Genomic DNA, 12,247 nt, shown 5'->3' on the forward strand with positions numbered 1-12,247 from the left:
GACTCCCGCCCGCTCACCGGGGCACGGGGGTCAAGGGGATCAGGTCGCGTCCAGCGTGACCGTGAAGGAGAAGCGGTCGCCACGGTAGTGGATGACGGCCACGTCCAGCGCCCGGCCGCCGGTGTCGTAGGTGACGCCCGTGTAGTGCAGGATCGGGCTGAGCAGCGGGACCTGGAGCAGCCGGGCGGTCTCGGGGTCCGCCAGCCGCGCCTCCACCGTGTCCGTGATCCGGCTGATGTCCGCCCCGACGACGTCCCGCAGCACCTTGGTCATCGGCCACCGCACCAGGTCGTCCAGGTCGATGAGGGCGGCCAGGTCGGGTCGGACGTAGTTGCGGGCGTGGTTGGTCGGTTCACCCGTCGTCTCGTCGCTGCGCAGCCGGTGGTACGCCGGGGCCTCGCCCAGGTCCGGGAAGTACTCGGCGACCTCCGCCGGCAGCGGAGCGGGACCGTGCTCCAGCAGTTCGGTCCTCATGCCGGACTGCTGGGCCACGATCGCGTCCACCGAGCCCAGCAGCCGCACCGGGGAGCCCCGCCGGGCGTCGGGCTCGATGAAGGTGCCGCGCCGGCGGTGGCGGGTGATCAGCCCTTCGTCCTCCAGCTCCTTCAGCGCCTGCCGCATGGTCAGCACGCTCACCCCGTAGTGCCCGGCCAGTTGTTCCTCGGTGGGCAGACGCAGGGGGTCCTGCGGCGAGCGGCCGAGGATCGAGGCGCGCAGCGACTGCGACACCTGGTACCAGAGCGGCAACTTGCGATTCAGGACGATCGAATCCGGAGCGAAGGAGGTCACGGGCTATCCGTACCGGTCGGAGAACCTTCAGTGCAACGGCTGGAAGTGACGCTCGAGCCCCTGCCACACGTCGTCGTAACCCCGTTGCAGGTGTTCCGCCCGTGCCGCCTGGGGGGTCAGGGACAGCGGCCAGCGGGTCTCGAACATGAAGGCCAGACCGTCGTCGATCTTCTGCGGGCGCAGTTCGGCGGCGCTCGCCCTCTCGAAGGTCTCCCGGTCGGGGCCGTGCGCCGACATCATGTTGTGCAGCGAGCCCCCGCCCGGTACGAAGCCCTCCGCCTTCGCGTCGTACGCCCCCTCGATCAGGCCCATGTACTCGCTCATCACGTTCCGGTGGAAGTACGGCGGACGGAAGGTGTCCTCGCCCACCAGCCAGCGCGGGGCGAAGACCACGAAGTCCGCTCCGGCGAGCCCGGGGGTGTCGCTCGGGGACGTCAGCACCGTGAAGATCGACGGGTCCGGGTGGTCGTAGGAGATGGTGCCCATCACGTTGAACCGGCGCAGGTCGTAGGCGTACGGCACGTAGTTGCCGTGCCAGGCCACGACGTCCAGCGGGGAGTGGTCGTAGGTGGCCGACCAGAGGTTGCCGCAGTACTTGTTCACCACCTCCACCGGGCCCTCGACGTCCTCGTACGCCGCGACGGGCGCACGGAAGTCGCGGGCGTTCGCGAGCCCGTTGGCGCCGATCGGGCCGAGGTCGGGGAGCCGGAACGGCGCTCCGTAGTTCTCGCACACGTATCCGCGGGCGGACTCGTCCAGCAGGTCCACCCGGAACCGCACCCCCCGGGGGACCAGTGCGATGTGGCCCGGCTCCACGTGCAGCAGCCCGAACTCCGTGCGCAGCAGCAGCCCGCCCCGCTCGGGGACGATCAGCAGCTCGCCGTCGGCGTCGCTGAACACGCGGTCCATCGAGGCGTTGGCGTGGTACAGGTGCACGGCCATGCCGGTGCGCTGGGTGACGTCCCCGTTGCCGCCCAGGGTCCACAGCCCGGCCAGGAAGTCGGTGCCCTCGGCCGGCTCCGGCAGCGGGTTCCAGCGCAGCCGGTTGGGGTCGGGGACGGTCTGGGTGAAGGGCGCGGTGCGCAGCGCGCCGTTGCCCGTGCGCGCGAAGGCCGGGTGGGCGGCCGAGGGGCGGATCCGGTACAGCCACGAGCGGCGGTTCTCCGCCCGCGGTTCGGTGAACGCCGAACCGCTCAGCTGCTCCGCGTACAGCCCGAGCGGTGCGCGCTGCGGCGAGTTGCGGCCCACGGGCAGGGCGCCCGGGACGGCCTCGGAGCTGTGCTCGTTGCCGAAGCCGCTGAGGTGCTCCAGTGCTTCGGCGGTCTTGCGCGCTCCACCGTGCTCGAATGCGCTCGCGCGGGCGGTGCCCCCAACGCTCATGTTCGCTGCTCCCTCGAGGGTCCGATTCCTATGGCACACCGTAGGATTGCGATTTCCCCGGCGCAAGAGGGGCGCGCGATCCGGGCCCCCGTCCTTCCTCCTCCTCTCGGCGGATGAGCCCGAACCCGACTTCAGGGGGATACGCCGACTCGTACCGGTGTTCTACGCTCCCGGACATGACGTGGACGCGGAGCCTGATCGCCGCGCTCGCGGTCTGTGTCGTCCTGGTGGCCGGATCCGCGGGCTGCGTCTCCCGTACCGCCCAGGGGGAGGACGAGCGGGCGCCCTCACCCGCCGGCCGGCTCCTCGACGAGCGGGACCAGGAGGGGCGCCCCTACCGCGAGGTGGACGACGAGGGCGCGCCCGAGGTCGGTGTCGAGGTCGTCCCCGACGCCGGGGGCGGCTGGGACGTACGGCTGCGGGTGCGCAACTTCCGGTTCTCCCCGGACGGGGTGGCCGAGCGGGCGGTGCCCGGCCGCGGTCTGGCGCACCTCGAGGTCGACGGCCGTCGTGTCGCCCAGCTGCGCACCCCCGGGTACCACCTGGCCGGACGGCTCGTCCCGCACGGCACGCACCAGGTCACCGCGCGCCTGTACGCCGACGACGGGTCGGTGTGGGCGGTGGACGGAGAGCCGGTCGAGAGCACGGCGGACATCACGGTGTCGGACGACGGTCCGGGCGCGGAGCCCAGCGCGGAGCCGATCGCCGGAGCGGCCGTGGCGGAGCCGGCCGGCGGAGCGGTCGCCAAAGGGCCCGGCGGCCGCGGCCGTGACCCGGGGCGAGGTTCACCGGACGGTGCCGGGCGGGCATGATGAGGTCCGTGCCCGACGCGACATCGCTCCGCCGAGCGCCCGTGCAGCGGCGCAGTGCCGAACGGCTGGCCCGGATCCTCGACGCCTGCGCCGAACTCCTCGACGAGGCCGGTTACGACGACCTCAGCACCCGCGCCGTCGCCGAACGCGCCCAGGTGCCCATCGGCTCCGTCTACCGCTTCTTCGGCAACAAGCGCCAGATGGCCGACGCGCTGGCGCGGCGCAACCTCGAGCGCTTCACGGACCGGGTCGCCGAACGGCTCCGGGCCACCGGCGAGCGGGGCTGGCGGCAGGCCATGGACGCCGTGCTCGACACGTACCTGGACATGAAGCGCACCGCTCCCGGCTTCTCCCTCGTCGACTTCGGCAACCAGATCCCCGTCGGCACCCGGGCCGAGCCCAACCGCCGGGTCGCCGACCGGCTCACCGGACTGCTCGCCGCCCCTCTGGGGCGCGAGGCCGACGACGAGCTGCGCCGCACCTTCCTCATCGCCGTCGAGACCGCCGACGCCCTCGTCCAGCTCGCCTTCCGGATGGAGCCCGAAGGGGACGAGACGGTCATCGCGGAGCTGCGCGAGATGCTGCGCGCCTACCTGGCCCGGGTGCTGGACCGGTAACGGCTCGCCCGGCGCCCCTCCCCAGCATCCGTACCGGTCGGTATGCTCGGCCCGTCCGTGCGTCACCGTCGCCGTACCCGGAGGACCCGTGTCCCGCACCGCCCTGCGTATCTGCCCCCTGTGCGAGGCCACCTGCGGCCTGACGCTCACCATCGACGACGGTCGCGTCACCGGCGCCCGCGGCGACAAGGAGGACGTGTTCAGCAAGGGTTTCGTCTGCCCCAAGGGCGCCGCCTTCGGCGCCGTGGACTCCGACCCCGACCGGCTGCACGCCCCGCTCGTCCGCGTCGACGGCGAACTGCGCGAGGCCACCTGGGAGGAGGCCTTCGACGCCGTGGCCGCCGGGATACGGCCCGTCGTCGAGCGGCACGGACCGCACGCCGTCGGCGTCGTCCTCGGCAACCCCAACGTCCACACCATGGCCGGGGGCCTCTACCCGCCCCTGCTGATCGCCGGGCTCGGCACCCGCAGCCTGTTCACCGCCTCGACCCTGGACCAGATGCCCAAGCACGTGTCCAGCGGACTGCTCTTCGGCGACGCGGGCCTCATCCCCGTGCCCGACCTGGACCGCACCGACCACCTGCTGCTGATCGGCGCCAACCCCCTGGAATCCAACGGCAGTCTGTGCACCGCCCCCGACTTCCCCGGCCGGTTGAAGGCACTCAGGGCACGCGGCGGCACCCTCACCGTCGTCGACCCGCGCCGCACCCGCACCGCCCGCATGGCGGACCGGCACCTCGCCGTCCGCCCCGGCACCGACGCGCTGCTCCTCGCGGCGATGGCCCACACCCTGTTCGACGAGGACCTCGTCGACCTCGGCGGGTGCGCCCCGCACGTCGACGGCCTGGACGAACTCGCCGCCGCACTCCGGGACTTCACCCCCGAAGCCGTCTGTGGCGCCTGCGACGTCGACGCGGAGACCGTCCGTACCCTCGCCAGGGAACTCGCCGCCGCCCCCACCGCCGCCGTCTACGGCCGCATCGGCAGCTGCACCGTCCCGCACGGCACCCTCGCCAGCTGGCTCGTCGACGTCCTCAACGTGCTCACCGGCAACCTCGACCGCCCCGGCGGCGCCCTCTTCCCGCAGGCCGCCACCGACCGCACCCCGCGCCCCGCCGGGCCCGGCCGCGGCTTCGCCCTCGGACGCTGGCACTCCCGGGTGCGCCGCCACCCCGAGGCCAAGGGCGAACTCCCGATGTCCGCCCTCGCCGAGGAGATCGACACCCCCACCGACGAGGGCGAGCCGGTGCGCGCCCTCGTCGCCGTGGCCGCCAACCCGGTGCTCTCCGCACCCGACGGCGACCGCCTCGACAAGGCACTCGGCTCCCTCGACTTCATGGTGAGCGTCGACCCGTACCTCAACGAGACCTCCCGCCACGCCGACGTCGTCCTGCCCCCGCCCCCGCCCGCGCAGAGCCCGCACCACGACTTCGCCTTCAACACCCTCGCCGTACGCAACCAGGTCCGCTACACCCGCCCGGCCGTGCCCCTGGAGCCCGGCCGGATGGCGGAGACCGAGATCCTCGCCCGGCTCGTCCTCGCCGCGACCGGCGGGCACGGGGCCGACCCCGCCGCCGTGGACGCCCTGGTCGTCGGCCAGACCCTCGGCAAGGCGGTGAAGGACCCGCACTCCCCGGTGCACGGCCGCGACCCGGAGGAACTCGCCGGCCTGCTCACCGGTGCGAACGGCCCCGAACGGCGCCTGGACATGATGCTGCGCCTCGGCCCGTACGGCGACGGCTTCGGTGCCCGGCCCGACGGGCTCACCCTGGAGAAGCTGCTCGCCCACCCGCACGGCATCGACCTCGGCCCGCTGCGCCCGCGTCTGCCCCAGCCGCTGAAGACCCGCAGCGGAAAGGTGGAACTGCTGCCCGCCCCGATCGCCGCCGACCTCCCGCGCCTGCGCGCCGCCCTGGACGAACGCCCCGGCGGACTGGTCCTCGTCGGCCGCCGCCACCTGCGCTCCAACAACAGCTGGATGCACAACGTGCCCGCCCTCACCGGCGGCTCCAACCGCTGCACCCTGCACGTGCACCCGGACGACGCCGAACGCCTCGGCGTACAGGACGGGCAGCCGGTCCGTGTGAAGGGCGCCGGGGGAGAGGTGACGGCCCCCGCCGAGGTCACCGACGCCGTGCGCCCGGGCGTGGTGAGCCTGCCGCACGGCTGGGGCCACGACCGCCCCGGCACCCGCATGCGACACGCGGCCACGGACCCCGGGGTCAACGTCAACCAGCTCCTCGACGGCAGCCTCCTCGACCCGCTGTCAGGCAACGCCGTACTCAACGGGGTACCCGTCGAACTGGCTCCGCCGAGCGCACCCGTGCCCGGGACGTCCGGCGCCCTGACCTGAGCGGAGCCGCCCTCGGGCGCCGCCCGGCACACCCTCCTCAAGCCCGGTGGAGGGCCGGCCGTCCGGCTGCGTGCCCACGCGCGACCGTCATCGGTGCCGGACGGCCGGCCGCGTGGCGACCGCGGGGCGTCCCGGTTGCCGGGATGCCGCGGTCGCACACCCGTACGGGGCGGTCCGTGGCGTCCGCCCGCGCGGTGGCGGTCCGGGAGGCCCCGTCCGGACGCTTCTGCGGCCCGTCCGCGGGGACGGCCGTCACGCCGCACGGGCGTGACGGCGCCGAATCCAAGCGTCCGCTTTCTCACGGACCGGACGGAAGTGCCGGGATCCCGTCCAGCGTCTTCCCCCGGGCGCCTACTTTCCGTTAGCTTCCGTGACTCACGCGCCCCGTACGACCCGCACGAGGCGTCCGACCGCGGAGCGCCAGCGCCCTGATGAGCCCCCGGGGGCACCCTCATGACACGCGCCATCTCCCTGCACGACGTGAGCAAGGCCTACACGCGGGGCGCCCGCGTGGTGGACCGCCTGTCGCTGGACATCGCCCCCGGCGAGTTCCTCGTGCTGCTCGGCCCCTCCGGCTGCGGCAAGTCCACGGTGCTCCGGATGATCGCCGGGCTGGAGGACATCGACGAGGGCCGGCTGTTCCTCGACGGCGAGTACGGCAACGACCTGCCCCCAGCCGACCGCGACATGGCGATGGTGTTCCAGAACTTCGCCCTCTACCCGAGCATGACCAGCCGCGACAACATCGGCTTCCCCCTGCGCATCGAGGCCCCCGGCACCGACCCGGCGCCACGCGTCGACGCCACCGCCCGCATGCTCGGCATCGAGGACCTGCTCGACCGCTTCCCCGGGCAGCTCTCCGGCGGGGAACGCCAGCGCGTCGCGATGGGCCGCGCCATCGCCCGCCATCCCTCCGCCTTCCTGATGGACGAGCCGCTGTCCAACCTCGACGCCAAGCTCCGCAACCACCTGCGCGCCGAGATCGCCCGGCTCACCCGCGAACTGGGCGTCACCACCGTCTACGTCACCCATGACCAGTCCGAGGCGATGTCGCTGGGCGACCGGGTCGCCGTCCTGCGCGGCGGCGTCCTCCAGCAGGTCGGCAGCCCCCGCGCGGTCTACGCACTGCCGGAGAACGTGTTCGTCGCCGCCTTCATCGGAACCCCGCGCATCAACCTGCTGCGCGGTCTGGTGCGCGCCCCGCTGGACGGGGCGATGACCATCAGCCTGGGCAAGCAGTTCCTGCGGCTGCCCGAACCGCTCTCCCTCGACCATCAGTTGCTGCGCGTACAGCAGGGCCGCGAGGTGATCGTCGGCCTGCGCTCGGAGGCCGTACGGATCGCCAAACCGGCCGCCGCCCGCACCGGGGAGGTGGCGATCACCGGCCTGGTGGAGCACCTGGAGTTCCAGGGTCACGAAGTGCTCGTCCACTTCAACACCGGCTCCCGCCCCGCCCTCGTCCCCGAACTGGAGGCCCCGCGCCCCGCGCCCGGCCGCCCCGCCCGGCGCCGCCGCCGCGAGGGCGGCACGGTGCTGGAGCGGTTGCGGGAACGGGCGGGGGCGCTGCGGGCGGGCCCCGTGGTGACCCTCGACGCGACCGACGCCCCCGAGGCGTCCGGCCGGCCGGACCCCACCTCCGCCTCCGCCGAGCCGCGCCTCCCGGGCGACCTCATCGTCCGCACCACCCCCGACATCCGGCTCCGGCACGGCATGCAGGTGCCGCTCCTGGTCGACCTCGCGCACCTGTTCGTCTTCGACCAGCACGGCCGGCGGATCTGCCCCAGCCCCGACCGGCTGCCCGACCTGGAGGAGTGACCGGGACGCGCGGGCCTCCCCCTGGCGCCGGAAAACTATCATCGCTAGTTTAGGTGCCGGACGACTCGAGCAGTCGCACACCGACGCCCGCCCCCGGAGGAAGCGCGATGAAGGCACACGACGGCATGTACATCGACGGCACCTGGCGCCCCGCGGCGGGAACCGGCGTGATCGAGGTCGTGAACCCGGCCGACGAGCAGGTGATCGCCACCGTCCCCGCGGGCACGGTGGAGGACGTCGACGCCGCCGTCCGCGCGGCCCGGGCCGCCCTCCCGGCCTGGGCGGCCACCCCGCCCGCCGAGCGTGCCGCCCGCCTCACCGCACTCCGCGACGTGCTCCTCGCCCGCCAGGACGAGATCGCCGAGACGGTGACCGCCGAACTCGGCTCCCCCCTGAAGCTCTCGCAGGCCGTCCACGCCGGCGTACCGGTCGCGGTCACGGGCTCGTACGCGGAGCTCGCGGCCACGTACGCCTTCGAGGAGAAGGTGGGCAACTCGACGGTCTTCCACGAGCCCGTCGGAGTGGTCGGGGCGATCACCCCCTGGAACTACCCCCTCCACCAGATCGTCGCCAAGACCGCGCCCGCCCTCGCGGCCGGCTGCACCCTCGTCGTCAAGCCCGCCGAGGACACCCCGCTGGTGGCCCGGCTCTTCGCCGAAGCCGTCCACGAGGCCGGTGTCCCCGCCGGTGTGTTCAACCTCGTCACCGGTTTGGGCGCGGTGGCCGGCCAGGCCCTCGCCGAGCATCCGGACGTCGACCTGGTCTCCTTCACCGGCTCCACCGCCGTCGGCCGCCGGATCGGCGCGATCGCCACCGGGATGGTGAAGCGGGTCGCCCTGGAACTCGGCGGCAAGTCCGCCAACGTCATCCTGCCGAGCGCCGACCTCGCCCGCGCGGTCAACGTCGGCGTCGCCAACGTGATGTCCAACTCCGGCCAGACCTGCAGCGCCTGGACCCGCATGCTGGTCCACCGGGAGCGGTACGACGAGGCCGTGGAACTCGCCGCGGCCGCCGCCGGCAAGTACGGCGACCGCATCGGCCCCGTGGTCAACGCCAGGCAGCGCGACCGGGTGCGCGGCTACATCGAGAAAGGTGCCGCCGAGGGCGCCCGGATCGTCGCGGGCGGCCCCGACGCCCCCCGCGACAAGGGCTACTGGGTCCGTCCCACCGTCTTCGCCGACGTCACCCCTGAGATGACCATCGCCCAGGAGGAGATCTTCGGCCCCGTCCTGTCCGTGCTGCGCTACGACGACGAGGACGACGCCCTGCGCATCGCCAACGGGACCGTCTACGGCCTCGCCGGCGCCGTCTGGGCCGGGGACGAGGCGGAGGCGGTCGCCTTCGCCCGCCGGATGGACACCGGCCAGGTCGACATCAACGGCGGCCGCTTCAACCCCCTCGCGCCCTTCGGCGGTTACAAGCAGTCCGGGGTGGGCCGGGAGCTCGGCGCACACGGCCTGACCGAGTACCTCCAGACCAAGTCCCTCCAGTTCTAGGGGAGTCGTCACCATCATGGCCGTACGTGCCGCCGTCCTGCCCGCTGTCGACGCCCCGCTGGAGATCACCGGGATCGACCTGCCCGAGCCCGGCCCCGGCCGGGTCCGCGTCCGGCTCGCCGCCGCCGGCGTCTGCCACTCCGACCTGTCCCTGTCCAACGGCACCATGCGCCTGCCGGTCCCCGCCGTCCTCGGACACGAGGGCGCCGGCACGGTCGTCGCCGTCGGCGAGGGCGTCACCCGTGCCGCGCCCGGCGACCGCGTGGTCCTCAACTGGGCCCCGTCCTGCGGCGCCTGCCCGGCCTGCGCACGCGGCGAGGTCTGGCTCTGCGCCAACGCCCTGGCCGGCGCCGCCGAGGTGCACGCCCGCCGCGCCGACGACGGCACCGACCTGTACCCCGGGCTGAACGTCGCGGCGTTCGCCGAGGAGACGGTGGTGCCCGCCTCGTGCGTGCTGCCCGCCCCGGACGGCGTCCCGCTCACCGACGCCGCCCTGCTGGGCTGCGCCGTGCTCACCGGCTACGGCGCCGTCCACCACTCCGCCCGGGTGCGGTCCGGCGAGACGGTCGCCGTGTTCGGGGTCGGGGGAGTGGGCCTCGCCGCCCTCCAGTCGGCCCGCATCGCGGGCGCGTCCACCGTCGTCGCGGTCGACGTCTCGCCGGAGAAGGAGGAACTCGCCCGGTCCGCCGGGGCCACCGACTACCTCGTCGCCTCCGACACCACCGCCCGCGAGATCCGTGCCCTCACCGGCAAGGAGGGCGTGGACGTGGCCGTGGAGTGCGTCGGCCGCGCGATCACCATCCGCACCGCCTGGGAATCCACCCGGCGTGGCGGCCGCACCACGGTCGTCGGCATCGGCGGCAAGGACCAGCAGGTCACCTTCAACGCCCTGGAGATCTTCCACTGGGGCCGCACCCTCTCCGGCTGCGTGTACGGCAACTCCGACCCGGCCCGCGACCTGCCGGTGCTCGCCGAGCACATCCGGGCGGGCCGCCTCGACCTGGGCGCCCTGGTCACCGAACGCATCTCCCTGGACGACATCCCGGCCGCCTTCGACAGCATGACGGCGGGCAAGGGCGGACGGGCCCTGGTCGTCTACTGACGCCGTCCGCCTGCCCATCGGGCTGCCCGGGTCACGGTTCACACCGCCACCGACGCGGTCCGCCTGCCCCGGGCCGCGGCTCACACGGTGTCCCGCACCGGGTCCGGCTCACCGGCCCCCTCCCCGGGGGCCGGGGCCGTGGCCGCGCGGGCCCGCGACCGTGACACCGCCACACCCGCGAGACACAGCCCACCGCCCGCCAGCGTGAGCGCGCCCGGTACCTCGCCGAGCGCCAGCCACGCCATCAGCACCACCAGCGCGGGAACCGCGTAGGTGGTGGCGCCCATCCGGCTCGCGGTCGTCCGCGACAGCGCGTAGGCCCAGGTGGTGAAGGCCAGCGCGGTGGGAAAGACGCCCAGGTAGACCATGTTGAGCGTGGCGGCGAGGGGCGCGTCGGCGGCCTCCCCGGCGAGCTGCCCGGCGAACGGCAGACAGGCCACCGCCCCCACCAGACACCCGTACGTCGTCACCTGCAGCGGGCTCGCCACGCCCAGCGCCGGCTTCTGTGCGACGACGCCCGCCGCGTACGCCACGGCCGCCAGCAGACACAGCACCACCCCCAGCACCGACGAGCCGCCCTCGCCCGACATCGACAGCCCCACGATCACCGCGCCGGCGAAGGACACGGCCATCCCCGCCAGCAGCCGGGGCGGCATCGTGTCCCCGAGCAGACGGGCGCCGAGCAGGGCGATCAGGAGGGGCCCGACGTTCACCACCAGCGCGGCCGTACCGGCGTCGACCTGCTGCTCGCCCCAGTTGAGGGCCACCATGTAGAACCCGAACCAGAGCAGCCCCGAGATCAGGATCCCCGGCCACGCCGCCCGGGGCGGCAGCCCTTCCCGCCGCAGCAGGCTGATCGCCACCAGCGTCAGCGCCCCGGCCAGCAGCCGCCCGAGCGCGAGCGCCCCCGGCGAGTACGCCGCGCCCGCACTGCGGATCGACACGAACGCGGAGGCCCACAGCACGACGGTCACGGCGGCCGCACCGGCCGCGAGGATGCCGGCGCGGGAGGCGGGAGGAGGAGGGGTGTTCATCATGCTCCGGAGGCTGGGAGGGGAAGGGAATGGGGAAGGGGCGGGACGCCCGCGGGTTTCGGACGGGCCGGTCACCGCAGGGCCGCCGCTTCGACACCGAGCAGCTCCGACAGCGCCCGCTCGCCGGCCTCCGTCACCTTCACCGCCCGCTCGGAGCCGATGCGCACGCACCACCCCGTGTCCAGGGCGTGCCGGCACAGGGCGGCGCCCGCCACCCCGGCGAGGTGGGGACGGCGTTCCGTCCAGTCCAGGCAGGCGCGGGCCAGCGGGCGGCGCCCCGGGCGGTCGAGGCCGATGCCGGCCTTCCCGAACCAGCGCAGTCCCGCGTCGGTGAGCGCGAAACCGGTGTCCTGGAGCAGCAGCCCCCGCGCGGTGAGGGCGTCGGTGACGGCGGTGCCGAGCCGCCCTGCGAGATGGTCGTAGCAGGTGCGCCCGCGGGCCATCGCCGCCCCCGCGCCCGACTGCCGCAGCGTGCGGGGCCGTTGGGCGGCGCCGGGGGCGACCTGGGCGGCCAGGTCCTCCACCAGTTGGGCGACGCGCGCGTCGGCCAGCCGTACGTACCGGTGCCGCCCCTGCCGCTCCTCGGTGAGCAGCCCGCCCGCGACCAGCTTGCCCAGGTGCTCGCTCAGCGTGGACGCGGCCACCTGGCAGTGCCGGGCCAGCTCGCCCGCCGTCCAGGCCCGCCCGTCCAGCAGCGCCAGCAGGCACGCGGCCCGGGTCTCGTCGGCGGCCAGCGAGGCGAGCCGCGCCAGCCCGGCTGCCCGGGCGTCTGTGGTCCTCATGCGTCCCAGGATGAGGTACGGACACTTCGGCCCTCGCCGAAGCGTGCGGTGTACCCGGTCGCGGGCT

10 protein-coding genes are annotated in these 12,247 nt (G+C 74.2%); 6 read left to right on the forward strand and 4 right to left on the reverse strand.

The features are described 5' to 3' along the window. Nucleotides 1-39: 39 nt before the first annotated feature. The gene (locus ACZ6A9_RS22205; RefSeq protein ID WP_468987926.1) at nucleotides 40-789 is read right to left on the reverse strand and encodes a GntR family transcriptional regulator; all 750 of its coding nucleotides are present in this window, start codon (nucleotides 787-789) and stop codon (nucleotides 40-42) included. 27 nt (nucleotides 790-816) lie between these two features. Next, nucleotides 817-2,169, reverse strand: a complete 1,353-nt coding sequence (hmgA, locus tag ACZ6A9_RS22210; protein ID WP_468987928.1) for a homogentisate 1,2-dioxygenase — start codon at nucleotides 2,167-2,169, stop codon at nucleotides 817-819. A 176-nt stretch (nucleotides 2,170-2,345) separates the two neighbouring features. Here hmgA and ACZ6A9_RS22215 point away from each other — a divergent pair, with 176 nt between their 5' ends. From ACZ6A9_RS22215 to ACZ6A9_RS22240, 6 genes are all read left to right on the forward strand, one after another. After that, a complete protein-coding gene (locus ACZ6A9_RS22215; RefSeq protein WP_468987930.1) occupies nucleotides 2,346-2,981 on the forward strand; it encodes a hypothetical protein in 636 nt (211 codons plus the stop codon). After that, nucleotides 2,981-3,598 (forward strand): TetR/AcrR family transcriptional regulator, encoded by a 618-nt coding sequence (locus ACZ6A9_RS22220; RefSeq protein ID WP_468988649.1) that lies wholly within the window; start codon nucleotides 2,981-2,983, stop codon nucleotides 3,596-3,598. The genes ACZ6A9_RS22215 and ACZ6A9_RS22220 overlap by 1 nt, the downstream gene beginning before the upstream one ends. Before the next feature lie 88 nt (nucleotides 3,599-3,686). Further along, entirely contained in the window at nucleotides 3,687-5,951 is a 2,265-nt protein-coding gene (locus ACZ6A9_RS22225; RefSeq protein WP_468987932.1) for a molybdopterin oxidoreductase family protein, read from the forward strand. A gap of 453 nt (nucleotides 5,952-6,404) precedes the next feature. After that, the gene (locus tag ACZ6A9_RS22230) at nucleotides 6,405-7,766 is read left to right on the forward strand and encodes an ABC transporter ATP-binding protein (protein ID WP_468987934.1); all 1,362 of its coding nucleotides are present in this window, start codon (nucleotides 6,405-6,407) and stop codon (nucleotides 7,764-7,766) included. A gap of 107 nt (nucleotides 7,767-7,873) precedes the next feature. Then, nucleotides 7,874-9,262, forward strand: coding sequence for an aldehyde dehydrogenase family protein (locus ACZ6A9_RS22235; RefSeq protein ID WP_468987936.1), 1,389 nt, complete (start codon nucleotides 7,874-7,876; stop codon nucleotides 9,260-9,262). A 16-nt stretch (nucleotides 9,263-9,278) separates the two neighbouring features. After that, on the forward strand, nucleotides 9,279-10,364 hold the full coding sequence (locus ACZ6A9_RS22240) for a Zn-dependent alcohol dehydrogenase (protein ID WP_468987938.1): 1,086 nt from the start codon (nucleotides 9,279-9,281) through the stop codon (nucleotides 10,362-10,364). A gap of 80 nt (nucleotides 10,365-10,444) precedes the next feature. Here ACZ6A9_RS22240 and ACZ6A9_RS22245 read toward each other — a convergent pair whose 3' ends face one another. Together ACZ6A9_RS22245 and ACZ6A9_RS22250 are read right to left on the reverse strand one after the other, a co-directional pair. After that, a complete protein-coding gene (locus ACZ6A9_RS22245) occupies nucleotides 10,445-11,401 on the reverse strand; it encodes a DMT family transporter (protein ID WP_468987940.1) in 957 nt (318 codons plus the stop codon). A gap of 68 nt (nucleotides 11,402-11,469) precedes the next feature. Next, the gene (locus tag ACZ6A9_RS22250; RefSeq protein ID WP_468987942.1) at nucleotides 11,470-12,180 is read right to left on the reverse strand and encodes an ArsR/SmtB family transcription factor; all 711 of its coding nucleotides are present in this window, start codon (nucleotides 12,178-12,180) and stop codon (nucleotides 11,470-11,472) included. Between the last annotated feature and the right edge of the window lie 67 nt (nucleotides 12,181-12,247).

The sequence above is a fragment of the Streptomyces sp. NPDC041124 genome, assembly GCF_055592385.1.